This window comes from Algoriphagus halophilus, from assembly GCF_041729275.1.
GTDB lineage: Bacteria > Bacteroidota > Bacteroidia > Cytophagales > Cyclobacteriaceae > Algoriphagus > Algoriphagus halophilus_A.
Map to the genome: position 1 here is coordinate 3,999,426 of NZ_CP146486.1, position 26,796 is coordinate 4,026,221.

Sequence of the window (26,796 nt, forward strand, 5' to 3'; positions counted from 1 at the left end):
ATTGCATATCCAAAATTAGTTATGGTGAAAATTGAATTTTAAATCCCGTCAGAATGACAGTTTTTTCTAGTGAAATCGGTGTTATTATGCCGTAATGACTGGTTTTTTTGAGTTGGAATAGAATTTACTGATAGATGTATATAAAATTTACATGGATCATCTAAACCAATAAAGAAAATGAAACTAGTAAGATTTAACCAAGCGGAACCCTATTTCCCCTCTACCTTCAGTGGGATGTTGGACAAGTTTTTCAACGAGAATATGGGAAGTTCATTGAAACATTTCAGCCCTGCGGTGGACATTTCAGAAGACGATAAGTCCTACGAGATCCAAGTTTCGGTACCGGGAATTGACAAAAAAGATTTCCAAGTTGAATTGTTGGACGGGAAATTGACTATCTCTGGTGAGAGAAAAATGGAAGAGAAGAAAGAAGGAAAAAATTACCATAGCCTAGAGACTAATTATGGAAGATTTAGCCGATCCTTTTTCGTTCCTGAAGATATCCTAGCTGAAGAAGTTTCTGCTACTTATGAGAACGGGTTGTTAACTGTGGTTCTTCCTAAAAAGGAGAAAAAGGTAGTGAAAGCTGCGATTGAGGTAAAATAATTTTAGAGCAGGGAAAACCTGCTCTTATTTTTTTTAGTTTAATTAAGATAGACCCTTAATGCGGTTAATTCTTGTTAATTTGGGTGGAAAACCTGTTTAAAAGGTTCAGTTTTTGGATCGATTTTCAACACCAAACGTTGTGGAGGTATAAAAAATGAAAAACAATATGAGCAAAAAGCAATTCTTTATAGGAATTATCCTTGCCTCACTAATCGGAGGTATTGTCGCCTTGGCAGGCGTGGGCTTTTTGATGCAGCCCCAAAGTGCCAACAGTTTTGATGAAAAGCAGCAAGCAAGCTTTGTTAACTTGTTGTCAGGAGAGGAATTTACCATACCAGATGGTATTAATTTCGTCGCATCAGCAGAAGTAGTCACCCCAGCAGTAGTACACATTACAAGTCAGATTTCTTATACTCAGTCTCCAGGTAGAGGACAAAGAGATCCATTGCAGGAGTTCTTTGGTTTGCCTAGCCCTGAAGGAAGAGATAATCCAAGATCTCCACAGGGAATGAGTTCGGGATCTGGTGTCATTATTTCGCCAGACGGATATATCGTAACCAATAACCACGTGGTTGAAAATGCCACCAAAGTGGATATTTCATTAGAAAATAATAAGAGGTATTTAGCTAAAGTGGTGGGTACAGATCCAACTACTGATCTGGCATTATTGAAAATTGAAGGTGAAAACCTGCCTTTTGTGAAATTTGGAGATTCTGACCAGACTAAAATCGGTGAATGGGTCCTAGCGGTAGGAAATCCATTTAACTTGAATTCTACAGTAACTGCAGGTATTATTTCTGCAAAAGCCAGGAACATCAATATCCTGCAGGATGAAAATAATATGCAGATTGAATCTTTCTTACAGACAGATGCGGTCGTGAACCCAGGTAATTCGGGTGGTGCATTAGTAAATCTTGCTGGTGAGTTGATTGGAATCAATACTGCCATTGCTACTAGAACCGGAACTTTCTCGGGTTATTCATTTGCTGTGCCAAGTACCTTGGTGAAAAAAGTAATGGATGATTTGATGAAGTATGGCACAGTACAAAGAGGTTTGTTAGGAGTAACCATTCAAAGTGTTAGTCCCGAACTTGCTGAGTACTTGGATAAAGACTTCGGTGTAGATCAAGGAGTATATGTGAGTGGTGTGAATGAAAACAGTGGTGGAGCAGAAGCTGGCCTGAAACAGGGTGACATTATCATCGGAGTGGATGGAAGAGAAACCAATAACGTTTCTAACCTTCAGGAGCTGGTTGCTAGAAAACGCCCAGGAGACGAAGTTGAAGTGGAATACTTGAGAGATGGTAAAACCTATAAAACCAAGGCTACCCTGAAGAACTTTGATGGTGATACCAAAATCATAAAGAAAGAAGTTCCTAAGACGTATGAGTTCGGAGGAATGGTATTCGAAGAATTGAAAAGCCAATTAAAAGAAGGCTTGCGAATAGATGGAGGAGCAATGATCAGTGTGGTAGGAGAGTCTGAGTGGAGAGAAGCGGGAGCAAGACCTGGTTTTATTATCACTTCCATCATTAGTGATGAGGGCCGAGTGAGAATCAAATCCGTTGAACAACTTCTAGAAGTGCTGAATGATAAATCTGGAGAAGATGTAGTAGTTCTGGGTATGTTCCAAGACGGTACAGAATATTATTTCGAAGTTGAGTTAGATTGATTGTAGATTGAAAGTGAAGGCAGGCCGGTGAAAACCGGCCTGTTTTTTTGTCTAAACTATTGGAGTGTAGAAGTTTTTGGCTTGATTTTCTTACTTTAAAGGTCCTTTAAACCCAGAACTTCATGAAAATTACCATTCCATTCTTAAGTGGGCTATTGATTTCAGGACTGATTTCAATCCACGCTTTTTCTCAAACAGGGAATGAATTAACTCCTATAGGAAACCAAGATCTTCCTGGTATCTCTGAAGAGAGAATAGAGAGAATTGATCAGATGTTAGAGGAGGCTCTCTCTAAAAATCAAGTTCCCGGATTGGTAGCCATGATTGTGAAAGATGGGAAAATCGTCTACCATGAGGCAAAAGGATTGGCAGATGTCCCTTCTAAAACGCCCATGTCTAAGGACCAAATTTTTAGGATTGCCTCCCAGTCCAAGGCCATTACTTCTACCGCAATTATGATGCTTTGGGAAGAGGGAAAATTTGGCTTGGATGATCCTATTTCTCGCTATATTCCAGAGTTTGCAGACCCACAGGTGTTGACGAGATTTAGCTATGGTGACACCACTTACTCTTCGCGCCCTGCATCAAGAGAAATCAGAATTCGGGATTTATTGACCCATACTTCAGGGTTGGGGTATGGAGTGATCGATGGGAATGAACAGATGAGAATGATTTATCATAAGGCGGGAATTGTGGATTTGTTTACCACGGAACCCGTGAAAATCAGTGATAACATTAAGAAATTGGCAAAACTTCCCCTTCATCATGATCCGGGTACCAAGTATACTTACAGTGAAGGATTGGATGTGATGGGGTATTTGATCGAAATAGTTTCGGGAATGCCATTTGATCAGTTTTTGAAGACCAGAATTTTTGATCCACTAGGTATGGATGATACTGGTTTTTATCTAAATGAGGCCCAAGGTAAAAGATTGGTTACTGTCCATCGTAAAGTAAATGGGATATGGGAATCTTATCCAGTTACCTTTTACGATCCTGATTACCCTAAAACTGGTGCCAAAACGTTTTTTTCTGGAGGAGCAGGGCTGTCATCCACCGCATTGGATTATGCTAAATTTCTACAAATGTATTTGAATGGTGGGACCTATAATGGAGTAAGGATTTTAAGCCCCACCACGATACAAACGATTATGTCTAACCAAGTGGGTGATTTGTTGGGAGACGGAGGTAAAGATTATGGCTTGGCTTTCGGGCTGGTGGATCAAAATGGTGTTGCAAAGGGAGGAATAGGTAGTTTGGGCACTTTCGATTGGGGAGGATATTTCAATACCCAATATTTTGCAGACCCTGTCACCAAGACGATAGGGATTTTAATGAAACAAACGCAAGGAGGAACTGGAGATCAATCCAGCTGGAAATTCCGACAAATGGTCTTTTCAGCAATCGAATAGGCATCAAAAAGGGTAGCAAATCATTTGCTACCCTTTTTTTAGATTTCATCTACCGCCAATTTATAATTTGGATCTTCGATGACATTGATGTCAATCAAAGTATCGGCATTCTGAAGTAGTTTTCTGCAATCTGGGCTTAGGTGTTTTAAATGAACCTTCTTTCCGGCTTTTTGGTACCTCTCTGTGATTTTATTGAGGGCTTCAATTGCTGACATGTCGACTACCCTGCTTTCTGCAAAGTCAATGATTACCTCCTCAGGATCATTGGCTACATCAAATTTATCCGCAAAAGCAGTAGTAGAGGCAAAAAATAGTGGGCCAAACATTTCATAATGTTTTACTCCATTTTCATCTATATATTTTCTTGCTCTAATTCTTTTGGCATTATCCCAGGCAAAGAATAGGGCTGCTAAGATCACTCCTACCAATACCGCCAAGGCTAGGTTGTGTAAAACAGCGGTTACCAGTGTGACCAAAATCATTAAGAATACGTCTGATTTAGGCATTTTATTCCAGGTTTTTAAACTGGCCCATTCAAATGTTCCGATGGATACCATAATCATCAAGCCTGTTAAAGCGGCCATTGGAACCTGCTCAATCAAGCTTGAGCCAAACATAATAAATACCAATAGCATAACAGAAGCCACGATTCCAGACAATCTTGCTCTTGCTCCAGAGGAGATGTTAATCAGACTTTGTCCAATCATGGCACATCCTCCCATTCCTGAGAATACCCCAGAAAGCATGTTGGCAATTCCTTGTGCCACCGCTTCTTTATTTCCTCTACCTCTGGTTTCAGTGATTTCATCAATGATGTTTAGGGTTAGCAAGCTCTCAATTAAGCCTACGCCGGCTACGATAGCCGCATACGGGAAAATGATCTGTAAGGTCTCAAAAGTCAGAGGGACTGCAGGTAAATGAAAAGGGGGAAGCCTCCTTTAATATCAGCCATATCACCTACCGTCTTCGTATCAATATGAAGGGCGGTTACTAAGCCAAATACAACCAAAATAGCTGTCAATGAAGCTGGAATAGCTTTCGTGAGTTTAGGAAGCCCCCATATGATCAACATGGTTAAGGCAACAAGCCCCATCAAGATGTATAGGGTAGATCCTGTCAGCCAATTGCCAGTAGCATCCTTGAACTGGTCTAATTGTGACATGAAAATGATAATGGCAAGACCGTTTACAAATCCAAAAATTACTGGATGAGGTACCAAACGCATTAATTTACCAAGCCTCAAGGTTCCAGCAGCTACTTGAAGAATTCCAGCTAATACCACTGCTGCAAAGACATATTCTACTCCATGAGATGCTGCCAATGAAACAATGACCACAGCAACAGCTCCAGTAGCTCCAGAAATCATCCCTGGTCTTCCTCCCAGGATAGAAGTGACAAAGCCCATCATAAATGCTGCATATAGTCCAGTCAATGGAGATAGGCCAGCTATAAAAGCAAATGCAACGGCTTCCGGAATAAGTGCCATGGCTACAGTAAGCCCGGAAAGAACCTCTGTTTTGTAATCTACTCGTTGGTTGAAATCAAATAAATTGAAGTACTTTTTCATGGAATAGGTTTGAGTATCTCTTTCAAAGATCTGGATTGAGAAAGAGGTGGTGTTTGAAAACGAAATGCAAAGATAGATAAAAAGAATAACCCGAATTTTATTTGGCGAATATCCGGAACTTGGTTCTTGGGAAATAAAAAAAACTCGCAGGCTGAGACTGCGAGTTTGATAGATGTTTCATCCAAATTAGTTTACAAATAAAATACCTATTCCAGCTTCTTGAACGAGTTTGTTAAAGGCAGGAATGGCTTTTTCCAATAATCTCTTTCCTTCGGCTTCTAGACCTTCCCATTCTTTTTCTAATTCTTCTCTTCTCTCCTTTGAGCCATTATTTACTTTAGGGATGGAACTATTGGTTTGGTTGATCAAATACATGTAATTGGCCGTGAATTTATTTGGGAAATTTTCCACATCATCGTAAGCTTTGGATTTTCGTTGGATCATGGATTCATCCCAAACTTTCAATTCTTTTAGTAATTCTTGACCTGTTGAATAAAGACTGGAATAAGTTTGATCGTCTTTTATTTTTTCAAGGAAAGAAATTAATTGAAGCTGGTAATCCATTTCTTTATTGACCATCTGATGCATTTTGGTCAGTTCCTGCTCCATACTCCACATAAATTCATGGTATTCTTCATACTCGTCCATGGAGATCTCATAAAGTGGATTTTTAGAGATCTTCCCCTTGGATTCTGCATTTCCTAGTTCCGAAGCAATCGTAATGGTGTATTCTCCTGGGATGGCTGTATGTCCACTATACCCTGCTTCTATATAGGCATCCTCTACGCCCGGCATCGTTGGATAATTAAGATTCCAGACAAATCGATTGATTCCTTTTTTTACTGGAAGAGTGGGCTCTGGAGATGGACCACCATCGTAGGACTTAAAATCTTCGTCTTTTTTAGAAGTAAAAGTTCTGACCAGTTCACCTTTTGAATCGTGGATTTCCATTTTCAATTCAGTGGAATCAGTGATACTTTCAGGTAGATGGTAGTAGATGACCATTCCACTGGCTGGATTGACTCCTGCAAAATCGTCAGTACCATCAAAATTATCGATGTTGCCATTCATTCTACTATACCAATTTCCCAGAATCACTTCATCGGGGGAATAGACGAATGGAGAATCCACTGTTTCTTTCGCTTCTCTCACCAAGTTTAAATCGTCCAAAATCCAAAATGATCTTCCAGCGGTAGCCACAATTAAATCACCATGGGCCTGGATGAGGTCCGTGATGGGAGTAACCGGTAGATTCAATTGAAAAGATTCCCAGCTTGCACCCCCATCTCGGGATAGATACATGCCTGTTTCCGTACCTGCATAAAGTAAATCTTTTACCTGAGAGTCTTCTCTTACTACCCGGGTAAATGCCCCATAAGGAATGTTTGAACTGATGTTGGTCCAGGATCTCCCGTAATTAGTGGTTTTGTAAAGTCCAGGTGTCTTGTCATCGAATTTGTATCGGGTGGTCGCAATATAGGCCGTGGCAGGATCATGAGGAGAAACTTCAATCGCATTGATCAGACATTCCTCGAGTCCTTTTGGTGTCACATTTTCCCAGGTTTCTCCATTGTCTTTGGTTAAGTAGACCAATCCATCATCTGAGCCTGTCCAGATAAATCCTTTTTCGTGTGGAGATTCTTTGATATAAGAAAGGGTGCCATAGTTTTCTGCACCTACGGCTTCATTGGTGTAAGGACCTCCGCCATTTCCTTGTTTTTCATCAATATTTCGCGTTAAGTCAGGGGATATGACCTCCCAACTGTTGCCCATGTCTTGAGTTTTCAAAACGTATTGAGCTCCGTGGTAGAACGTATTGTTCTCATGCTGTGATCGGATAATCGGGGCATTCCAATTGAACAGATACTTCATCTCCCTTGCTTCCATACCCAGGTATTGGATGGGTTCAATCATGATATTGGTACTCGCATTTGATTTCATATCCAGGACTTCAATCGTGCCCAGATAACTACCTCCTAAGACATACCTTGGGTCATCCGGGTCAAAAGCAAGAAATGCACTTTCACCTCCCGCAGAATAATTCCAATGTTCGGTGGTAATGTTTCCTCTTCCCAAAGCAATGCTGTTGATCACAACAGAGGTGTTGTCTTGCTGTCCTCCATAGATTCTATAAGGAAACTGATTGTCCACATTTACCCGGTAGAATTGTGCTGTAGGCATGTTTTCCTGAGTAGACCAGGTTTTTGCTCCATTAAACGAAATGGCTGCACCTCCATCATCGGCTAGCACCATGTTTTTAGAGTTTTTGGGGTTGATCCAGAGATCATGGTAATCACCATGTGCACTGGGGAGATTTTCCCAGGTTTTTCCTCCATCAATAGATCTGAGAGCGGGTGCGCTCATGACATAAACCGTATGTTCATCGATAGGGTCAGCAAAAACTTCAATATAGTACCATGCTCTTTGCACCAATCTATTGTCACCACTGACCATACTCCAGCTTTCCCCGGCATTATTAGAAACAAAAAGCCCGCCTTGATCTTTATTGGTATCGGACTCTATCAGTGCGTAAACTTTATCTGAATTGGCTCTGGAAACTGAAATAGCCATTTTCCCCTTCTCTTCAGGAAGTCCTTTGTGGATTTTTTTCCAGGTTTTTCCAGCATCAGTTGACTTGTATAATCCAGACCCTGGACCGCCACTGATTACTTTCCAAGGAACCCGCTGATGCTCCCACATAGCAGCATATAATATTTCTGGGTAATTCATGTCCATAGATAATTCTACGGCTCCCGTTTTCTCATCCACAAATAAGACTAATTCCCAAGATTCACCTCCATCTACAGATTTGTAGATTCCTCTTTCAGGATTAGGGGCATGTAGTGCGCCCTGTGCTGCTACATATACAATATCAGGATTGGTAGGGTGAATTTGAATTCTAGAGATATGCTGAGTCGCCTCAAGACCAAGCTTTTTCCAGGTTTTACCTGCATCGGTTGATTTGTATACCCCGTCTCCATGGGAAGTCATGACACCTCTTGGAGCATGTTCGCCCATACCTACATAAATAATGTTTGAATTACTTTCCGAGACAGCGATTGCGCCTACTGATGAGGTGGTAAAAAATCCATCGGAAATGTTTTCCCATCTCTGGCCAGCATCTGTAGTTTTCCAGATTCCTCCGCCAGTATTGCCCATATAATAGGTGAGAGGATCGTCCACTACGCCCGTTGCGGTAACGGAACGTCCACCTCTAAATGGACCGATATTTCGGTATTTCAGAGGAAGGTTATTCTTTTGTATTTCCTGAGCAAAGCAGAAAAATCCTGAAAATATCAGGAGAAGGGTATAGGTGAATTTCATGGTTGAATTGGTGGTTGATGTTCCAAATTACTCAAAAAGTATTAATTCAACCAGATTAGAAAAGGGATAAAAAAATGCCTTGGAATCCAAGGCATTTTTCATTCAGATTATTTGGGTTAGATGTTATTTCCTCTTTTCCTACTGGTAGTGCTTCTTTGAGTAGAAGCTGAAGTAGATGATTTTCTGGAAGTGTTTGTTCTGCTCTTCACTTGAGAGGAGCTTCTACTGGTGGAACCTCTTTGATTAGAACTTGATGATCTCACAGCAGGACTGGATTTTCTAGATTGAGAAGGTTGAGGAACTCTTCCTTTTGTGCTTCCTCCGTTAGAGCCTCTAACAGTAGGAGAAGATGATGTTCTAGTTCTGTTGTTGTTTTGTGGCCTTGCCTGTTGGGTTCGATTAGTTGATTGAGTACTTCTTCCTACATTCCCCTCTCTTGTTGACGTTCTGTTTGGAGAAGATGGTGTAGTTCTGCTTCTAGAAGGTGGAGATGTGGGTTGTTGGGTTTTTGTAGTTCTATCTTGATTATAAGGTTTACTTTCAAAGGATCCATTTCTAGTGGATGGGGCAGCACTTCTTGACCCATTACCTGACCTACTTGGGGAGGTGTTGGTGCTTCTATTTCCTGAATTAGACCTTGTTGTAGGGCTAGCAGATCGTGTAGCAGGAGCACTACCACCACGAGCATTTCTGGAAGGCGAATTTGAATAGGTGTTTCTAGATTGCGCTCTTTGAGTTTTCACTTGCTCTGATGATGCCACTCTACTTGGTCTGGCTTCAACGGTTCTTCCTCTCGAGGCACTCAAATTAGGTTGATACAACTCCACGCTATTTCTAGAGACAGCTGCTCTTCCTGGAGCTTTACTTCCTCTTACCGAATAAACAGGCACCGAAGTTCTGGTTACTCTTTCTACTTCCCTTCTATTTGGTCCAGAAACATAACGGTTGTTGTTATAGACCACCGTATTGTTGATTACAGTAGTATTATTATAAATCTTGATTTTTGTTTTTCGTGGTGCATAGTAGTTATAAGCATAGGGGTGGTAGATTCTATGAGAAGGCAAGAATACCCAATGAAAGCTAGGAATATTAACCCGTACACTTATTGAAACACCAGGTCCCATTGGGGCCCAACCGTAATGACCTCCACCAGTTCTCCAGTTGACCCAAGCAGGTCCCCAATCATAGCCAGGAATCCATGCCCAGCTTTGGTAGTAATCGTCAAAATACCAACGACCATAATGGAAAGGAGCCCAGCCCCAATCATAATAAGAAACCCAAGTGTTTCCATATTCCGTCATTACCCAGTGTCCATTAGTACCATAAGGGTGGAAATCCTGATTGACGGCAGGTAGCCAGATGTACCCATAATTGGCATCTTTTACCCAATCTCCATAGGGCATTAATTCATCATAGAAAACCTGAAATGAGACACCATATGGAGTTTCTGCCATGGATCGTTTGGGGGCAAATAAACTGATTGCCAGCCAAAGCACCAGCGTGCTTGCGAGTCCAAATTTTAAGTTTTTCTGTTTCATTGCTTTGTGGTTTAGTTTGTTGAAATGGTGTCGGTAGGTTTTTTAGCAGGAAAAAGCTTGGTCTTTAGTTCGTCATAGTTTCTTTGGTTAAGTAGATGCAATTTTTTTATAAAAGGATGCATGCATACTAAATCTAAAATCGTTCCAATTTTGAATCTTCTTCAAAAAAAATTCAATTAAGACATAGGAACGGGAGAAATTGAATGGAAGTTTTCGAAATATTCTTAAGATAATCTTAAAAATAGAATCATATTTTTACACTTAATTAAAAAAATTAAATAACTCTGCTAGGAGTGGAATAATTTTTAGTGAAACGAGGGATGATTTTAGGCGTTGTTTTAGAAAGTTTTTATTTCAAAAACCTCGATGTGATTATTTATTTGGTAAAGAGAAAAAATGAAAAAAATAAAAAAGCCATAAACTTTTGCTTATGGCTTCTAGGTTTGAAGTGTTTCTCTATTGTGCAGGAGGTGGAGTTGGTCTACGACGCACCAAACTGTCAGCGGGGTAGGTGGCTTTTAGCATCGCCATTTGATCTTTTGCCCAATCAATTAAAATTTCCCTTTCCTCTGAAGTCATTTTTGCTTCTGGGTGAAGGCCCAGGTAGGTGTAAGATGGCAGAGGCATTTCATTTTCTTCCACCATCTCAATGGTTTCTTCTAGTTTATGATTTTGATAGGCCAACGGGCGGTTGATAAACTCCGAAAAATTTAGATGTCGCTTCCCGTCATTCACATGTCCATTTAACCACAGGCCTATAGGTTGGAGATTACTGTACCAAGGGTAGGTGGTCAAGTTTGAATGACAATCGTTACAGGCATTTTTAGGATGGTGTTCACATTGTCTGGGATATCATATGATTTGGAGATATGATAAGTATCATCATTACTGATGTTTTTTTCAACGGGGATAAATTGAATTGCTATCAAGACGACAACTATTCCAATAGAGATTTTTTGATCATAGCTAGTGTAAAAGGTAGTAAAAAGGTACTCTTTAGACCGAATTTTAACCAATAGGTTTAAGATATTAAGATTTATTTAAGAATATATTGCTGAGCCAATGGTAATGGACAAAAATAAATTAGAAAACAGGGAATATCTTAAATACGGTTCTTGACTAATTGGTCCATTACCCAATTGGTCCTAGCTCCAGTTATGCCGGTGCTTGGGCAGGTGGAGGTTCCCAATAATTCTCCGACTATGGTTTCAATCAAAGGTTGTTGAATATGTTTGGGTAAATCAAAGTGGAACTTTTCTATAGGCTGATTGTCCAATTGAAGGGTGAATTCCCCTTGCCCAAAAGTTTCAAACCGGATAGCTCCTTTATTGCCATAAATAATCACCTCATCAATTTCTGAATTTTCGGAGCTAGTGAAACACCAATTTCCTGTTCCTAATACTCCGGATTCAAAAACAAAGCTTCCTGTGACAATATCTTCTGCTTCATAAGCTTCTCCCTGATTGGAAGAAAAACCAGTTGCTTTAGTAACTGATCCGAAAATGAAGTCCAATAAATCCAATTGATGCGAAGCCAGATCAAAGAAGTAACCACCCCCAGCTATTTCTGGGTCTATTCTCCAATTGTTGTCTAAATTAGCTACAATGGTTGGGGTCAGTACTTGTTTTAAGTTGATGTGAACCGTTCGGATTTCACCAATTCCGCCTTCTTCAAGAATTTGTTTGATTTTTACAAAGTGAGGAAGGGCTCTTCTGTAATAAGCCACAAAAAGTGATACGTTTTCTGACTCGCAGATTTGAATCATTTCTTGGCATTCAGCATAAGTTCTGGCCATTGGCTTTTCTACATAGATGGGTTTTCCCGCTTTGGCTGCTAGTTTCACCAAATCCAAATGGGCATTTGGTGGAGTGGCTATGTAAATGGCATTGACTTCAGGATCATTTATGAGCTCTTGAGCATTTGTATACCATTTTGATACCTGGTGTCTTGATGCATAATCTTTAACTTTTTCTTCATTCCTTCTCATGACAGCTACCAGCTTGCTGTTTGGAATGACTTTCATGGCTGGAGCAGACTTTACTTCGCAAACATTACCTACGCCAAGGACTCCCCAGCGAACTTCTGAATCCTTAAATTTCATGTTTTGAATATACGAAGAGACCTTTGTTTATTTCAGTTTCTAAAATTAGACTTTTGGATTTTCCTTTAATAAATCAAATGCAACCTTTCCATGACCATCCGGAGTAGTGTAAAATGGTCTTCTTTCTATCTCGTAATTGGTTTCCGGAGAAATTCCCAAGGCATGATATATGGTCTGATGAATACTGTCGATTTTAATAGGGTTTTCTATGCTTTTGCAAGGTCTTTCATCGGCAGTTTTACCAAAAACATGACCTTTCTTTATTCCTCCTCCGAACATTAAGATGGAACAGCCATCTGTAAAGTGTCTATGCATTCCATAATTTTTCATATCCTCTATGATATCAGGAACCTCTACTTGATCTTTTACCTTTAGACCCGGTCTGCCTTCGGTTAGCATATCTCTACTGAATTCACTCGCTACAATTACCAAGGTTCTATCCAGCTTTCCACTTTCATCCAAATCAGTGATCAATTGTGCAATAGGAGAATCAATCATTTTCTTCATGTCTTTTAACCGGGTATGACCATTGTCATGGGTATCCCAACCAAAAAATGGCTCGTATTCAGTGGTTACCGTGATATATCTTGCTCCCTGATCTATCAGTCGACGAGCCAATAAGCAACCTTGCCCGAACTTACTGGTATTGTATTTATCATAACTTTCCTTAGGTTCTTTACTTAAGTCAAATGCTTGAGCTTCTGGAGAGTTTAATAAAATATATGCCTGTTCCATAGACCTTTTTAAAGACTCTTTTTGATAATCACTACCAAAATCTCCCAGAGGTCCAGCAGAAAGCAAATCCTCATAGAGTTTGTTTCTAGCCTCAAAACGCTTAGTGGTCATCCCCACAGGTGGCCTTACGCTGTCCAATCCTGAAGTTGGATCCGGAATAAGGAATGGCCCGAATTCACTTCCCAAAAACCGCACTATGAAAGGCTTTGAGTTCTTCCCCTTCACCAACTGTAAATCGTTGCCCGATATTGATAAAAGGAGGGATTACTGGATTTAACGCACCTTTTTCTTTGGCTATCCAAGAACCTAAATGGGGAACCACAACGGACTGAGGAGGTTCATAACAAGTATGGAAATGGTATTGATGTCTTGTGTGAAGAATGTGTCCTAAATCCGCAGCAACATAAGAACGAATCAAAGTTCCTTTATCCATGACTTTGGCTATGGATTCCAAACCCTCTGAAAAATGAATTCCATCCAAAGCTGTAGGGATGCTTGGAAATGTACTGAGTACCTCTTTGGATTCCATTCCTTTTCGGAAAGGAGTGAATTTTTGGGGTCGAATGTTTCCGTATGGGCCATTCCTCCTGCCATGAATAATAAGATCACAGAGTCAGCTGTAGCATTCATAGTAGGGCTGCCGCAGGAACTTAGCAAGCCGCTCACAGGAGCACCCGCTGCCAATGCAGAAAGCATGGCCGCACTGGTCTTTTTTAAAAATTCTCTTCTGTTATATCCTTCTTTCATATGAGCTTAATAGATAAGTTGGAATTCTGGCAATAGCAAAACTGCCCATAGAAAATCTTGTATTTGTTCCTTTTGAGGGTCGCTCCCCATGACTTTTCTTGCCACTTCTAATTCCTTTTCTTCAGGTTTTCGATTTAATGTTTTTTCATAGATCGCTTCAGTAAGTTGATCGGTGTTAGGATAGTTTGCTTCCCAATTTTTTGCCCCCATAATCAATGCAGAGTCCAAAAGGATTCCATTGGTTAACTCAAGAGCCTGCAGTAAACTTGCCTGAGAATCTCTGCTAGTGGAGACGATTTCTCTATTGGGTCTTCCTAAAGCTTTCAAAAAATCATTATTTGCCACTAAAGCTGCTCTAACATAATTGACTGAGCTCCCGCTTTCAGGCGTCAGTTCATAGGGCTTATATCTTTGTTCCTCTGGTTTAAACAGTGGGTACACCACAGTGCTTACAGCATCAGAGAATTGCTCTGCTGTCAACCTCCTCCGTACCATTCCTTCAAATTGAAAGTCCTCAGCCAGGAGCTGATCCGCGGTTTTGTATCCTGTGGATTTGGCTTGGTAAATTTTTGAATTTCCTATTTGGGCAATTAACCGCTTGATATTGTATCCGTTTTCTACAAAGTCTGAAGCAAGCCAATCCAATAAATCCTGACTCCAAGGCTCATTGTCCATTTCGTCCACGGGTTCCACGATTCCCCTTCCCATCATCTGCTTCCATATCCTGTTTACGATGGTCCGGTACATTCTTCCATTGGCAGGTTGTACTAAGTTCTCTGCCAACTGCTTTAGTTTTTCAGATCGACTGGCAGCAGAATCTATATCCCCCGTTCTTCCCATAATATTCTGGTGTCGGCCATTTTGCCAGTTGGCTGCTCGCATCTACTGATTTCCAAAGTAGAGTCTGCAAAAATATTGGCAAAGGCATAAGACTCTTCCAGTTTCCAGTCACTGATAAATGAATCGTGGCAGGAAGCGCATTTTAAATTCAGTCCCAATATAACCTGTCCTACATTTTGGGCAGCTTGCAATTCAGTTCTCTGGCTTGCATTGACCGTGCCTCTCCATCTAATCCCCTCGATAAAACCTTTTGATTTTTCGCTTGGGTTTAACAGCTCTTTGACAAACAAGTCATAAGGCTTGTTTTCTTCCAAAGACTTATACAGCCAATCGGTGATGTTATATCGGCCATTCGTAATGTAGCCAGTTCCGGTATAGTCATTTCTTAAGGCATCGTTCCAAAAGGTTAGCCAATGTGTGGCATAATCCTGATCTCTATTCAACAATTCATTAAGCCAAATACTCCTTTTGTTTGGACGGTTATCCTTGACAAATGATTCAAATTCCGCCTGAGAAGGGATTAGTCCTATCACATCCAGGTAAATCCTTCTTAAGTAAACTCGGTCCGAAACTTCTTCTGGCCAATTGATTCCATGTTGGTTAAAATATTGATTCACCCATAGGTCAATAGGATTGCTTAATCCATTGGAAGGGTTGGGTAATTCGGGAGAGCTAGGAGCCAACTCTGCTACTCTATAGACACTTTGTTGAGCTGCACCGTCCGGCCAAGGTGCTCCTTTTTGGATCCACAATTCCAAAAGCGCTTTTTCTTGATCATTAAGAAGGGTTCCTTTGGCCGGCATTACCTCTTTATGACCTTTTTTTAGATTGATTCTTCGAATCAGCTCACTTTCAGAAGGACTTCCAGGAACAATGACTTTTCCGTTTTCACCTCCTTTAAAAACATATTCTTTTTCATCAAGCCTTAGCTCTCCTTCAATTTTTGCTCCACTATGACATTTATAACAGTTATGTGCAAATACCATTCGAACTTCACCTATCAATTTCATTTCCTTTTCAGGGGAAAGCTCAGATTGATAAGAAGCCAGGTTAATGGTTAACTTTTCAATGTTTTGACTTCTTTCATTACCGGGAATTACTTCCGTCAGAAAATCCTCTCCGTGTGTCAAGGAACCTCCGAAATGACCCGTAATAGAAACACCAATGGTAGTTAGGAATAATACACTTCTTAATGTCCGGACGTTGGATTTGCTTCGGTTTTTATGGATTCGGTAAAGATAGAATAGAAGAAAGACACTCAGACCAGCTGTTACCAAACCCACCTGTTTGTGAAGATCCAAGGTTGCTCCACTGGTTCCTTCTGAGGAGGCAAGCAGAAGTCCGAATATGGCAGAAGCGATAGCACTGATTCCTCCAGCTATCAATAAAGCTGAAATCGCGGGTCTAAATTTGGATTGGTAATTTTTCAATGAAAAAATCTCCAAAGCTGCAGCGAATAGAAGAAGGGCTATTGGAAAGTGCACGACCATTGGATGAAGTCTTCCCAAAAATGTCCAAAGCCAAAAAGGGCTTGATTCTGCAGGGGCTGTTTCTTGGCTAAATACTGGAAGTGCAAGGAATAGCAACGCGAATGCAAGCAGCCTAAAGATGATATGTTTGCCTGTTGTCTTTAACATGTTCACTGATTCAGACTAGAAATTAATGGATTTAGGGAATTATGCTATCCTGATAGAAGCCTGTTTTTATGAATGGTACCAATTTCCTGTATTCATCCTCCACTTTTTCATCATGGAAGGTGATTTTTCTTAGTTCCATATCAAGACAAGAAGCTTTACGTCACATATTACTAATTGCTTGGTTGATATCTTGGCATCCTATTCGCACTATATATGACCTATTCAGCCATAGGCAGAATGATAGAACAGTATCAAGCTGTTAATAAAATTGTTTTTGTATTAGTACGACTTAAAGATGCTAGACAAAAGTTATTCTCATTTAGAGAAACTTCTGTTTGTGGTTTTACATGATTGTTCAATTTAAAACTAAGAGCCATGAAAAACCGATTAAATATTTTAATGATTTCCATTATTGCATTTGCAGCATTTGCTTGTTCACCTTCAGGAATGAAAGTAGTGACCCAAGAAAAAGAGACTGCAGATGTCACCGATTATCAAACCTATAATTGGATTTTTGAGGATGCAATTATCCCTGAAGATAAAATGATTGTCGCTTCTGATGGGATTTTGGTATATAATAACCTATCTGACCGTAAGAAGCTAAAAGATGCCATAGAGCTTCAAATGGAGGCTAGAGGCTTTAAAAAGGATATTTTAAACCCTGATATGCTTGTTGATTTCTCCATTTTGGAAAATGATACCGAACTGAGGAAGTCTGTCATGACCAATGGACAGGATTACTTAGGATTTGGACCAAGGTCTGAAACAACAGAAATGGTACCTGTCGATGAAGGAACTGTTATCATCAATTTTCTTGATGCCAATACAGGATATCAAATATGGCAAGGATTTGCTTCAGGAACTCTTGAAAAAGAGGACATGAATAACCTATCTACTATTAAAAATAAAGTAGGTGCAATCTTTGAAGATTTCAATTTTGATCAATACGGTACTAGTGGGCAATAAGCCACTAAACCTTACCTGAAGTAAAAGGGTAGACGCAATTTATCGCGTCTACCCTTTTTTTATGGATGTGGAATGTTTTCCACAATCTGTTACATTATAAAGACAAGAAACAAATCATATAAATATGATCTTCAATGAATTAGATTTTTTTATTTATAAGATTGACTTGACCAATCCACCTTCTACGCGGATGGAGGCTCCATTGGTCGCAGAGGCTAAAGGACTGGAGAAATAAACTACAGTATTGGCAACTTCCTCCACACTTGCAAACCGTTGAATTAAGGAAGTAGGCCTCATGTTTTTGAAGAAATCTTTTTCTACCTCCTCAGTCGATGTGTTATTGTTTTTTGCCAAATCCTCTATAAAGATTCCTACTCCTTTAGATTTGGTAGGTCCTGGTAGAATAGAATTTACAGTCACATTCGTCCCTTTGGTTAATTCTGCTAAGCCTCTACTTATACTAATTTGAGCTGTTTTGGTCATGCCATAATGAATCATTTCTTCAGGAATAAATACTCCGGATTCACTGGATATGAAAATTATTCTCCCCCAGTTTTTTTGAAGCATTTTTGGAAGGTAATGCCGGGAGAGTCTTACGCCGCTCATGACATTCAATTCAAAGAAACGAAACCAATCTTCATCAGGAATTTCTTCAAATGATTTAGGTTCGAAAATCCCTGCATTGTTAATCAAAATGTCAATTTCTGGAAATGTTGAAATTAATCGATTGACATCTTCCACTTTGGAAAAGTCTGCAGCTACTCCGGATATTTTCGCACTTTTGGTTGAATTTTTTAGGCTTTCAATGGAAGTGTTGACACTTTCTTTCGTTCGACCATTGATGATTACTTCTGCCCCTTCTTTTAAAAATCGTTCAGCAATTGCATATCCTATTCCTGCAGTGGATCCACTTATTAATACCTTTTTATCGATGAGTTCTAAGTCCATTTTTTTGGTTTAGATGGGTTGAAAAATAAAATTTAACTTCTGACTAGTTCTAGTAACCAATAGTCTAAAAGGATAATTCGTTAAAATTTTATTTTTATCAAGAAGATTGCCTACCTCCACCAACCATTTTGTTTCCGGATGTACACTATTTGGCCAGTATGATAGGCATTGTGGGCAGCGATATTAGCCAAGGTTTCTTTCCAGCCAGCAAATTGCTCTTCATTCATTTTTTTGGTTTCTTCTTCTATTTCAGAAAGAATTTGATCCAATTTCTGAGTCATGTTTTTCCAGTCCTCTTCAGATATTTCACTGAAGGTGATATCATTGTTTCCATCAAATTCTGCTACATCTTTTCCTTGCATTGCTTTTAAAAGCCGCTCATTCCAAAATACCAAATGAGAAACCAATTGAGCTATGGAATGATTTCCAGAGTCATCATGCCAATTTGCATTTTTGGCGCTCAAATCATCCATAGCAATATTGACTGGGGCAAACCAGTTTTCATTTGTATGGGAATATTCTAACTGCTTGACCAGAAATTCTTGATCTATTTGTCCAAATGCCTGTTGAAGCCCTCCAAGTAAGAAGGAGAGAATGAAAAGTAGCTGAAGTGTTTTCATGATAATTGGTTTTTGTAGTGTCTTCTTCATGAAAATTACATGATAGTAATGATTATTTCGGGGTTAGCCTTCATGGATGGACAGTTGATATAGTCTTTTTTTTAGAAAATCATCTTTGAAGAGTGTCGTTACTTCCTTCTTGCAATGAAGCAATAGGATTGATTAAATAGCTTCTAAAGGACTGAATTAGAATTAGCAAAATAGAAAGAAATGAAAAAAGAATTACGGGTGCAGATAAGATCCAAAAGGTAATTTTGGTCTGGAAAGCGTAGTTTTCAAGCCATTTATTTCCTAGTAAATAAATGAATGGGATGCTGAAAACCCCAGCAAAAAGGAGTGAGCCAAAGGTGCCTTTCCCAAGAATTTTTGTGATGTCCGTAAATCCCGCTCCTAAGGTTTTTCTTACACCAATCTCCTTAATTTTTGAGGAAGCGAGAAAATAAGTTAACCCGAAAAATCCCAAGGAAGCTACTAAAATAGCCAAGCTTGAAAAGATCTGGAATACCTGGAAAAAGTTCTCATCCCGCTGGTATTGTTGGTTATAAAAATCATCAAGGAAGTAATAACTGAAAGGGTTCTCTGGAAAAGAAGCATTCCAATAATCTTTCATTTCACTTAGTAAAACATCTTCCGAAGCTTCTTTGTATTTGATAAAGACAAACAAATCAGGTTGATCTCTAAGCTCAAAAATGATAGGTTGATAGGCTTGTTGAAGTGAAAATTGATGGAAGTTTTTTACCACTCCAATGATTTCTGGTGTTGAATTTACCCTGTAATGTATTTTTTCACCAATAGCCTCCTCCGGAGAATTGAAGCCCAACAATCTTACTGCCTCTTCATTTATGATAATGGATCGCTTTTCATTTCTTTGTACGTCAAAATCTCTTCCAGCTAAAATTTCGATTTTGAACTGGGAAATGAAATTTTCGTCAATTTGAGTAAATGAATACGTATTTGCTTCTTCTTCCGGACTTCCTAATTTTCTTACATAACCTTCAGCTTGTCCCCTAATAAGTTTTCCAGGAATAAAATTCGCACTTGTCAACCCAATAATCTTTGAGTTTGCAAGAAGTGCATTCTGAAAGCTATTCATTCTTTCCTCTAGGTTGACACCTTCACTTTCTACACTTGGACCAGCAAGTACCAAGGTTTTTTCTAATTCCAACCCAGAGTTCGAGTTCTTCATGAACCTTAACTGGGAAGCAATCAGTAGCGTGAATCCTATGACGAAAATAGAAATTGCAAATTGAAAAATGACTAGAGGACGCTGGATCCGAAGCTGAACTTGGGACTTCGAAGTGATAGACCGAAAGGAACCTTTTGACACCAGCCAGGCAGGATAGATGCCAGAAAAAATGATGGCTAGGGCCAATATCCCCACTTTTAGACTCCAGGAGGTGGAGAATAATAATTGTTGTAAAAGATCGATGCTGGTTATTTTGATTAATAACGGATTAATCAGAATTATTAATAAAACTGCAAACCCCAATGCGATGATGTTGATGAAAATTGCCTCGAAAAATAATTGATTGAATAGATGCCTTTTTCCAGCCCAAAAATCTTTCTAACACCGATTTCTTTATTTCTCAAAATCACCCTGGCAGTTGCGAAATTGATGTAATTACATGCTGCGATTACTAAAATCAAAAATGCCAGAGCCGCCAAAAGGAATAAAACGGGTTCGCTTCCATTGGCTTTAAATTCATTGATAAAATTTGACTTAAGATGTATTTCTTCCAAAGGCATAGCATGAAAACTGATTCCTGTTTCTGGGAAGCCCTTTTCTTCAATTGCACTTAAAGAGGCCTTGAGTTCAGAAGCCTGATTAGAGGAAGAAATTTTGACATAGGTATAAAAATCAGACCCCCAGTTTGAAAATTCTTGATCTGGATTGGGATAAAGGTTTAAAGAGATCAATGCTGAAAAATCCAGGTGTGTATTTGAAGGCAAATCTTCTATGACTCCTGCTACCGTATAGTTTTTGAATTCCTGGTATCCGTTTTCCTGATAAATTCCATAAACCCCATTGATGATTAAACTTCTATTGATGGGATTTGTCTCCCCAAACAATTTCTCTGAAAGTGATTTTGTTAAAATAATTGCCTGAGGGGTATTTTTCCACTGCTCTACAGAACCAGCAATGAATGAAAAATCAAAGAAATCGAAAAAAGTGGTTTCTGCTCCAATAATTCCATCTTGGGCGATTAGGTTTTCACCTGCTTTTATGCTGGTATTTTGACCTGCTTTATGGATTCTTAAGACAGACTCGGTATTACTGAAACTATTTCTGAGTTCTTCTCCTGCTTTTGAATAGATTCTTGCAGAAAAACTGGAACCACCATTTTCCAAGGATTTTTCCTGATAGATTCTGTATATTTTTTCTGAGTCAGAATGGAAATTGTCAAAACTCTTTTCAAAAGCCCAGTAAGAAAAAATCAACAAGCAAGAAGCCAAGCCCAAACTCAAACCAAGTATACTGATCAACGAATAAAATGGATGAAACTTGATGCCCCGAAGCGTTGAGATGAAGTAATGTTTAATCATAATGGAAATTTTTCTCTCCCATGTTATGGCTAAAGCTATGCCAACAAAAAGCTTTTTAAATTGGCGAAATAGCTGATAATCTTATTATTAATTTATCAAGGCGAACAAAAACGTTCGAAAATGGACGAGAATATTTTTGGAGCAGGAGAACAAATTGCTGCTACTAGCAGCTTTTAAAAGGCCATACCCATACTTAGTATAATTGGGCATTTTATTCAAGAAAATCCAGCCAAAAAAAGCGTGTTTTTAGAAATTTTGTCCCAAAACACGCTTTTTCAAAACTTAAAGGTTAGCGTTTTATTCGTTTTGGCAGCACCTACACCAATGAAAGGAATTGCACCTGCTCCCGTTACTTCTGGAAGTATACCGTTCCATTTTTCAATGGCTTTGAGTTCATAGTTTAACCAATCAAGTCTCCGAAAAGGTTATTTTCTACAAACCTAAGTGTCCATTTTTAATACCGATGCGAAATTATTGGATTCTGCTTTACTATAGTTTAAAAAAACAAACCCAGCCAAAATAAGAATGACTGGGTTTGAAATTTCTAGTAAAGATGATGACGGAATTGAATTAACCCATTCCAAAGCCTTCTCGGTAAGTTCTGGTGACAAACTGATTGGCATCCTCGAAATTGGTAATTCTCAAATTATCTCCATCCCACAGCAATTTTTTACGTCCATAGAACTCCATTTGACCTTTGCTGTTTTCCCTTCTTAACATGTAACTTCTGATAGCAAGATTTCCCATTAAAACAGTTTCTGTCATTGGGCCAGCATAATCAAAAGAAGAAGTTAATCCTTTATGTTCCGTACTTCCAAAACCAGCTTTACAAGCATCCACCCAAAGTCTTTGATGTCCATATTCTGGTTCATCATTGGGTTCTGTTTGAGGACCAAATTCTTGGGTTCCGTCATTGAGGTATAGCTTCGGCATGAGTGGTGAGGAATCATTAATATTGGTAGAAATAATTCCTTTGTCTCCTATGATCAATACTCCATTGGCGGAATTTGCTCCTCCTATATCGTGATCAGCAGGAATAATATCAGGGTGTGCTGGTCGAATTCCACCATCCATCCAAGTCATATTGATTGGAGATTTACTTTTGGAGTTGCTGCAAAGTTCAATGAGATGAACGAGGATGCAGGGCAACCATCAGGATGGTAATCAGGGGTCCACATGCCGCTGTATACTGATCCTACGCTACATTCTGCATCAGTAGGATAGTGAAGGCCAAGGGTTCTAAATGGAATATCTATTAAGTGACATCCTACATCACCAAGGGCTCCGGTTCCATAATTCCACCAGCCTCTCCAACTAAATGGAGCCAATCCTGGAGTATAAGGAATTTCAGGAGCGGGGCCTAACCAAAGATCCCAATCCAGAGCACTTGGTTTGGCACTTGGGTCTGGTTTTGGGAATGCTCCTCCTTGAGGCCATACTGGACGGTTGGTCCAAACTTCCACCTTGGAAACCTTCCCTATTTTATCCGAATCAATCCATTCTTGAACCAAATTAAGAAGCGGGTTTGAACCTCCTTGGTTTCCCATTTGAGTAACTACTTTTTGGTCTTTGCCATCTCAGTAAGCATTCTTGCTTCTTTGATGTTGTGGGTCATAGGCTTTTGTACATACACATGCTTTCCTCTTTCCATCGCATATTTTGCAGCAGGTCCGTGTACGTGGTCAGGAGTGGAGATGGTTACAGCATCTATGTCTTTCTCTGTATCCAGCATTTTTCTGAAATCGGCATAAAGTTTCGCATCAGGAAACCTTTCTACAGAGGCTTTCGCGGAGCCTGAAAAATCAACGTCACATAATGCAACCACTCTTTCTCTTCCATTTACCGACGCATTTCGGATATCACTTGCACCTTTTCCTCCTGCGCCTATAGCTGCAAGGTTCAGTTGGTCAGAAGGAGAGGTAAATCCAACGCCTCCTAAAACATGTCTAGGTACAATAAAAAATGAGGATGCAATTGCTGCATTTTTAATAAAATCCCTTCGGCTTTGACCTTCAGAATCTTTCTTGTGCTGTGTCATGGGTTTTTGATTAGGTTAAATAAGTTTATGTAAAATAGAAATTTATCTAATAGGTTGAATCCTGTTTGTCTTTAAACTGCCATACTTTAAGGATTAACGGTAAAGATAATTTTCATGTAAAAGTTTGTCAATTTTTATAGTAGAGGGTTTATTATGACCGATACTGGAGATTTTTTGGAAGATATTTTAGAGTCAAGGTTTAAAATACAGTTGTTTTTGAGTTGATTTTTGATAAATGTAGTTTTTGTAGTTTAATATAGACTTTGGTGAGGATGTAGAATGACCAAAGAAAATATCAAAAAAGTGTAAGAAATCAGGACAATGCAGGTGGGCTAAGCGGTATTTTCAGACTTTCTTTGGATATATTGAATGGATAAAGCATTTAGAATAGATTCAACAGGCCAAAAATGAAAATAGGAGTACTAAAAGAGACAAAAGAGCGGGAAAATAGAGTAGCTCTAAGTCCAGAGGTCATCAAATTATTGGTAAAGAAAGAGTTTGAAGTGTTAGTGGAAGAGGGAGCAGGCAATGCTTCTAATTTTTCTGATGCAGAATACATCTCTGCAGGGGCAAAAGTAGTAAAGGCTCAAGAGGTTTTTGGATCAGATATTTTGTTAAAAGTCAATCTCTTTACACTTGCTGAGATTGATCAAATGCAAACTGGCACAACCTGTATTTCCATTATGTATGCCTATAATCATCCTGATGTCTTGGATGCGATGAATAAAAAATCCATCACTTCCTTCTCGATGGATGCTGTACCTAGGATTTCAAGAGCCCAGAAAATGGACTCCCTTAGTTCTCAAGCCAACTTGGCTGGATATAAATCAGTAATCATGGGAGCCAATCACCTTGGGAAAATCTTCCCTTTGATGATGACCGCCTCAGGTACTATTACTCCTTCTAAGGTATTGATTTTTGGAGCTGGTGTAGCAGGTTTACAGGCCATTGCTACTGCCAAAAGGTTGGGGGCAATTGTTGAAGTAAGTGATGTAAGGCCTGAAACCAAAGAGCAAGTGGAGTCTTTGGGGGGCGGTTTTTGATGGTGGAGGGAGCAGAAACAGTGAAAGTAGAAGGAGGGTATGCAGCTGAAGTTTCAGAGGAGTTTTTAAAAAAGCAAAAGGAACTCATTCAATCTAAAATCAAAGAGTCTGATCTGGTGATTACCACTGCCTTGGTCATGGGTAAAAAATCACCAATTCTTGTGACAGAAGAAATGGTGAAGACTATGAAAAAGGGATCTGTGATCGTAGATATGGCAGTGGAGTCTGGTGGGAATTGTGAGATTTCCGAGAAAGATAAGACCGTAGTCAAGCATGGGGTGACCATCATTGGAGAATCAAATCTACCCTCTTTATTACCTACCAATGCCAGTCAACTTTATGCAACCAATATCAGTACGCTTTTACTGCACTTGGCTAATAAAGATGGCTTTAATCTAGATATGGAAGAAGAAATCACCAAGGGAGTATTAATCACTTATAAGGGTGAGACTGTCCATGAGTTTACCAAGAAAATCTTAAATAACTAGTAACCCTTTTTATCATGAGCTCAGAAGCATTAATTATTCTGATTTATATTCTTGTTTTGGCAAGTTTTCTGGGATTTGAGCTAATCGCTAAAGTTCCCCCCACACTCCATACGCCCTTGATGTCGGGATCGAATGCAATCTCGGGAATCACGATTGTGGGCGCGCTATTAGCCTGCAATGAAATGGGCTATGTAACACTTAGTAAATGGTTGGGAATGATTGCTTTAGTTCTAGCTACCATCAACGTGGTGGGAGGATACACTGTGACAGATCGAATGCTTAAAATGTTCAAGAAGAAATGAGTATTGCCATCCAAATAGCCTATTTGATTTCCTCCATTCTATTTGTGTTGGGAATTAAAATGTTGAACAAAACCAAGTCTGCCAGACAGGGAAACCGCTTATCTGCCTTGGGGATGTTTATTGCAATTTTAGCCACCTTGGTACAGATACAAGTCATTTCCTTTGTAGAGATCTTTGCTTGCATTGTCGTAGGTGCTGCGATTGGTTTATATTACGCCAATAAGGTGGAAATGACAAAGATGCCAGAGATGGTAGCTCTATTCAACGGATTTGGAGGCTTAGCTTCCTTCTCAGTTGCCTTGTCGGATTATTTCCTTCGAACCAACGTAAATCTGGAGTCCATTGAGCTGGTAACTGTCATCAGTATCATTGTATCGGTGTTTATTGGTGGAGTGACTTTTACGGGATCTATTATTGCATTCTTGAAACTGAATGGAAATATCTCAGGATCCCCCATTACCTTCAAAGGGCAACATCCACTCAACTTAGCCTTGTTTCTAAGTTTTTTGACAGCGGCAACCTTTACCGTAATTGATCAAACAGACCCAGTGTTAATCATTGTATTGATCGTGATTTCGCTCGTATTAGGAGTGCTGACGGTAATCCCAATTGGAGGAGCTGACATGCCTGTGGTGATTTCACTTTTGAACTCCTATTCTGGAATGGCAGCCTGTGCGACAGGTTTTATTTTAAATAACAATGTACTGATCGTGGCTGGCTCCTTGGTAGGGGCTTCAGGAATCATTTTGACACAGATTATGTGTAAAGCGATGAACAGGTCATTGGTCAATGTCCTATTAGGTGGTTTTGGTCAGACTGTTTCAAGCGCTGGTGAAGATGGACCTTCCATCACCGTCAAGGAAATAGGAGTGGAAGAAACAGCCATGCTGTTTGATTCAGTGTCTTCTGTGATTGTTGTTCCAGGATATGGGATGGCTGTTGCACAAGCCCAGCATGTGATCCGGGAATTGATGGAACAATGTGAGAAGCGGAATATAGACTTCAAATTTGCGATACATCCCGTGGCAGGGAGAATGCCAGGTCATATGAACGTGTTATTGGCGGAAGCCAATATTTCCTATGATAAATTAATCGAAATGGAATCCATTAATGATGAATTCCCAAATACTGACTTAGTATTGATTGTTGGAGCAAATGATGTGGTGAATCCTGCTGCCAGAAATAATCCTCAAAGCCCAATTTATGGGATGCCTATTTTGAATGCAGACAAAGCAAGAACTGTGATTGTCAGCAAAAGAAGTATGGGTAAGGGATATGCAGGAGTAGAAAATGAACTCTTTGGTTATCCAAACTGCCTGATGCTTTTGGGGATGCCAAACAAACCATTACAAAAGTAGTCTCCGAAATGAAGGAGATGTAAGAATATTTTTTTCTCAAACCTATACCTAGGGCTACCGGAGTGATCCGGTAGCTTTTTTTATTCCATGGAAATTAAAATACTGATAATAAATCCTTGATCTTTAGGTAGTATCCTTTCTCCAGATTCAATCTATTTTTGAAAAACCCTGTATAAAGATTGATTTTCTGATTTTATAAGATTCTGGCTTTTCCTGAATCGATCAGGATAGTGGAGTGATAAGTTTTTGTTATCTAGGGTTTTACCAGTCGGGGTGCCTGATTGGCAGTCAGATTTACTTCAAGGATTTG

At 39.5% G+C, this 26,796-nt stretch carries 22 protein-coding genes and 2 pseudogenes; 9 read left to right on the plus strand and 15 right to left on the minus strand.

The window, feature by feature from the left end; all coding sequences use genetic code 11:
- The first annotated feature begins 177 nt into the window (after positions 1-177).
- The 3 genes from V8V91_RS21470 to V8V91_RS21480 all read left to right on the plus strand — a co-directional run bounded on the left by V8V91_RS21470 (position 178) and on the right by V8V91_RS21480 (position 3,690).
- Positions 178-606 carry an Hsp20/alpha crystallin family protein gene (locus V8V91_RS21470; RefSeq protein ID WP_373397132.1) on the plus strand — a complete coding sequence of 143 codons (429 nt, stop codon included), beginning with the start codon at positions 178-180 and terminating at the stop codon, positions 604-606.
- Positions 607-772: 166 nt separating this feature from the next.
- Positions 773-2,278: a S1C family serine protease gene (locus tag V8V91_RS21475; protein ID WP_373400777.1), complete on the plus strand. Its 1,506-nt coding sequence runs from the start codon at positions 773-775 to the stop codon at positions 2,276-2,278.
- A gap of 122 nt (positions 2,279-2,400) precedes the next feature.
- Entirely contained in the window at positions 2,401-3,690 is a 1,290-nt protein-coding gene (locus tag V8V91_RS21480; RefSeq protein WP_373397134.1) for a serine hydrolase domain-containing protein, read from the plus strand.
- 38 nt (positions 3,691-3,728) lie between these two features.
- Here V8V91_RS21480 and V8V91_RS21485 read toward each other — a convergent pair.
- From V8V91_RS21485 to V8V91_RS21530, 10 genes and pseudogenes are all read right to left on the minus strand, one after another.
- Positions 3,729-5,257, minus strand: a pseudogene (locus tag V8V91_RS21485) (SulP family inorganic anion transporter).
- A 186-nt stretch (positions 5,258-5,443) separates the two neighbouring features.
- On the minus strand, positions 5,444-8,581 hold the full coding sequence (locus tag V8V91_RS21490; RefSeq protein WP_373397135.1) for a WD40/YVTN/BNR-like repeat-containing protein: 3,138 nt from the start codon (positions 8,579-8,581) through the stop codon (positions 5,444-5,446).
- A gap of 116 nt (positions 8,582-8,697) precedes the next feature.
- Positions 8,698-10,119 (minus strand): DUF6600 domain-containing protein, encoded by a 1,422-nt coding sequence (locus V8V91_RS21495; protein WP_373397136.1) that lies wholly within the window; start codon positions 10,117-10,119, stop codon positions 8,698-8,700.
- A gap of 456 nt (positions 10,120-10,575) precedes the next feature.
- The gene (locus V8V91_RS21500) at positions 10,576-10,914 is read right to left on the minus strand and encodes a heme-binding domain-containing protein (protein WP_373397137.1); all 339 of its coding nucleotides are present in this window, start codon (positions 10,912-10,914) and stop codon (positions 10,576-10,578) included.
- A 307-nt stretch (positions 10,915-11,221) separates the two neighbouring features.
- On the minus strand, positions 11,222-12,220 hold the full coding sequence (locus V8V91_RS21505; RefSeq protein ID WP_373397138.1) for a Gfo/Idh/MocA family protein: 999 nt from the start codon (positions 12,218-12,220) through the stop codon (positions 11,222-11,224).
- 45 nt (positions 12,221-12,265) lie between these two features.
- A complete protein-coding gene (locus V8V91_RS21510; protein WP_373397139.1) occupies positions 12,266-13,141 on the minus strand; it encodes a DUF1501 domain-containing protein in 876 nt (291 codons plus the stop codon).
- Entirely contained in the window at positions 13,131-13,484 is a 354-nt protein-coding gene (locus V8V91_RS21515) for a DUF1501 domain-containing protein (RefSeq protein ID WP_373397140.1), read from the minus strand. Before V8V91_RS21515 ends, V8V91_RS21510 begins: the two co-directional genes overlap by 11 nt.
- Positions 13,397-13,702, minus strand: a complete 306-nt coding sequence (locus tag V8V91_RS21520; RefSeq protein WP_373397141.1) for a DUF1501 domain-containing protein — start codon at positions 13,700-13,702, stop codon at positions 13,397-13,399. Before V8V91_RS21520 ends, V8V91_RS21515 begins: the two co-directional genes overlap by 88 nt.
- A gap of 6 nt (positions 13,703-13,708) precedes the next feature.
- Positions 13,709-14,542 (minus strand): DUF1553 domain-containing protein, encoded by an 834-nt coding sequence (locus tag V8V91_RS21525; protein ID WP_373397143.1) that lies wholly within the window; start codon positions 14,540-14,542, stop codon positions 13,709-13,711.
- Positions 14,521-16,179: a DUF1549 domain-containing protein gene (locus V8V91_RS21530; protein WP_373397144.1), complete on the minus strand. Its 1,659-nt coding sequence runs from the start codon at positions 16,177-16,179 to the stop codon at positions 14,521-14,523. The genes V8V91_RS21525 and V8V91_RS21530 overlap by 22 nt, the downstream gene beginning before the upstream one ends.
- Before the next feature lie 375 nt (positions 16,180-16,554).
- Between V8V91_RS21530 and V8V91_RS21535 the strand changes: the two genes are divergently transcribed.
- On the plus strand, positions 16,555-17,145 hold the full coding sequence (locus tag V8V91_RS21535) for a DUF4136 domain-containing protein (protein ID WP_373397145.1): 591 nt from the start codon (positions 16,555-16,557) through the stop codon (positions 17,143-17,145).
- 153 nt (positions 17,146-17,298) lie between these two features.
- Here V8V91_RS21535 and V8V91_RS21540 read toward each other — a convergent pair whose 3' ends face one another.
- The 4 genes from V8V91_RS21540 to V8V91_RS21555 all read right to left on the minus strand — a co-directional run bounded on the left by V8V91_RS21540 (position 17,299) and on the right by V8V91_RS21555 (position 21,257).
- Positions 17,299-18,093 (minus strand): SDR family NAD(P)-dependent oxidoreductase, encoded by a 795-nt coding sequence (locus V8V91_RS21540; protein WP_373397146.1) that lies wholly within the window; start codon positions 18,091-18,093, stop codon positions 17,299-17,301.
- 110 nt (positions 18,094-18,203) lie between these two features.
- Entirely contained in the window at positions 18,204-18,713 is a 510-nt protein-coding gene (locus V8V91_RS21545; RefSeq protein WP_373397147.1) for a DinB family protein, read from the minus strand.
- A 109-nt stretch (positions 18,714-18,822) separates the two neighbouring features.
- Positions 18,823-19,899 (minus strand): ABC transporter permease, encoded by a 1,077-nt coding sequence (locus V8V91_RS21550; protein ID WP_373397148.1) that lies wholly within the window; start codon positions 19,897-19,899, stop codon positions 18,823-18,825.
- Between the two features lie 281 nt (positions 19,900-20,180).
- Positions 20,181-21,257, minus strand: a complete 1,077-nt coding sequence (locus V8V91_RS21555) for an ABC transporter permease (RefSeq protein ID WP_373397149.1) — start codon at positions 21,255-21,257, stop codon at positions 20,181-20,183.
- Between the two features lie 240 nt (positions 21,258-21,497).
- On the opposite strand from V8V91_RS21555, the gene V8V91_RS21560 reads away from it, so the two are divergent.
- A complete protein-coding gene (locus V8V91_RS21560) occupies positions 21,498-21,656 on the plus strand; it encodes a hypothetical protein (protein WP_373397150.1) in 159 nt (52 codons plus the stop codon).
- Between the two features lie 171 nt (positions 21,657-21,827).
- Here the strand turns inward: V8V91_RS21560 and V8V91_RS21565 are convergent.
- Positions 21,828-23,295 (minus strand): annotated as a pseudogene (locus tag V8V91_RS21565) (Gfo/Idh/MocA family protein).
- A gap of 407 nt (positions 23,296-23,702) precedes the next feature.
- On the opposite strand from V8V91_RS21565, the gene V8V91_RS21570 reads away from it, so the two are divergent.
- Genes V8V91_RS21570 through V8V91_RS21585 form a run of 4 tightly spaced genes read left to right on the plus strand, consistent with a single transcriptional unit; the run spans position 23,703 to position 26,486 of the window.
- Positions 23,703-24,338 carry a hypothetical protein gene (locus V8V91_RS21570; RefSeq protein WP_373397151.1) on the plus strand — a complete coding sequence of 212 codons (636 nt, stop codon included), beginning with the start codon at positions 23,703-23,705 and terminating at the stop codon, positions 24,336-24,338.
- Entirely contained in the window at positions 24,338-24,826 is a 489-nt protein-coding gene (locus tag V8V91_RS21575; RefSeq protein WP_373400778.1) for a hypothetical protein, read from the plus strand. The genes V8V91_RS21570 and V8V91_RS21575 overlap by 1 nt, the downstream gene beginning before the upstream one ends.
- 14 nt (positions 24,827-24,840) lie before the next feature.
- Positions 24,841-25,128, plus strand: coding sequence for an NAD(P) transhydrogenase subunit alpha (locus tag V8V91_RS21580; protein WP_074223020.1), 288 nt, complete (start codon positions 24,841-24,843; stop codon positions 25,126-25,128).
- On the plus strand, positions 25,125-26,486 hold the full coding sequence (locus V8V91_RS21585) for an NAD(P)(+) transhydrogenase (Re/Si-specific) subunit beta (RefSeq protein ID WP_373397152.1): 1,362 nt from the start codon (positions 25,125-25,127) through the stop codon (positions 26,484-26,486). The genes V8V91_RS21580 and V8V91_RS21585 overlap by 4 nt, the downstream gene beginning before the upstream one ends.
- Positions 26,487-26,796 lie beyond the last annotated feature (310 nt).

Excerpts from the sequence above, each read along its gene's own strand:
- V8V91_RS21525 (WP_373397143.1), bottom strand. The coding sequence starts at position 14,542 with ATGGGAAGAACGGGGGATATAGATTCTGCTGCCAGTCGATCTGAAAAA.
- V8V91_RS21550 (WP_373397148.1), bottom strand. The coding sequence starts at position 19,899 with ATGAAGAACTCGAACTCTGGGTTGGAATTAGAAAAAACCTTGGTACTT.
- V8V91_RS21490 (WP_373397135.1), bottom strand. The coding sequence starts at position 8,581 with ATGAAATTCACCTATACCCTTCTCCTGATATTTTCAGGATTTTTCTGC.
- V8V91_RS21545 (WP_373397147.1), bottom strand. The coding sequence starts at position 18,713 with ATGAAAACACTTCAGCTACTTTTCATTCTCTCCTTCTTACTTGGAGGG.
- V8V91_RS21570 (WP_373397151.1), top strand. The coding sequence starts at position 23,703 with ATGAAAATAGGAGTACTAAAAGAGACAAAAGAGCGGGAAAATAGAGTA.
- V8V91_RS21475 (WP_373400777.1), top strand. The coding sequence starts at position 773 with ATGAGCAAAAAGCAATTCTTTATAGGAATTATCCTTGCCTCACTAATC.
- V8V91_RS21495 (WP_373397136.1), bottom strand. The coding sequence starts at position 10,119 with ATGAAACAGAAAAACTTAAAATTTGGACTCGCAAGCACGCTGGTGCTT.
- V8V91_RS21470 (WP_373397132.1), top strand. The coding sequence starts at position 178 with ATGAAACTAGTAAGATTTAACCAAGCGGAACCCTATTTCCCCTCTACC.
- V8V91_RS21585 (WP_373397152.1), top strand. The coding sequence starts at position 25,125 with ATGAGTATTGCCATCCAAATAGCCTATTTGATTTCCTCCATTCTATTT.
- V8V91_RS21575 (WP_373400778.1), top strand. The coding sequence starts at position 24,338 with ATGGTGGAGGGAGCAGAAACAGTGAAAGTAGAAGGAGGGTATGCAGCT.
- V8V91_RS21515 (WP_373397140.1), bottom strand. The coding sequence starts at position 13,484 with ATGGAATCCAAAGAGGTACTCAGTACATTTCCAAGCATCCCTACAGCT.
- V8V91_RS21520 (WP_373397141.1), bottom strand. The coding sequence starts at position 13,702 with ATGAAAGAAGGATATAACAGAAGAGAATTTTTAAAAAAGACCAGTGCG.
- V8V91_RS21505 (WP_373397138.1), bottom strand. The coding sequence starts at position 12,220 with ATGAAATTTAAGGATTCAGAAGTTCGCTGGGGAGTCCTTGGCGTAGGT.
- V8V91_RS21535 (WP_373397145.1), top strand. The coding sequence starts at position 16,555 with ATGAAAAACCGATTAAATATTTTAATGATTTCCATTATTGCATTTGCA.
- V8V91_RS21530 (WP_373397144.1), bottom strand. The coding sequence starts at position 16,179 with ATGTTAAAGACAACAGGCAAACATATCATCTTTAGGCTGCTTGCATTC.
- V8V91_RS21540 (WP_373397146.1), bottom strand. The coding sequence starts at position 18,093 with ATGGACTTAGAACTCATCGATAAAAAGGTATTAATAAGTGGATCCACT.
- V8V91_RS21580 (WP_074223020.1), top strand. The coding sequence starts at position 24,841 with ATGAGCTCAGAAGCATTAATTATTCTGATTTATATTCTTGTTTTGGCA.
- V8V91_RS21555 (WP_373397149.1), bottom strand. The coding sequence starts at position 21,257 with ATGATTAAACATTACTTCATCTCAACGCTTCGGGGCATCAAGTTTCAT.
- V8V91_RS21480 (WP_373397134.1), top strand. The coding sequence starts at position 2,401 with ATGAAAATTACCATTCCATTCTTAAGTGGGCTATTGATTTCAGGACTG.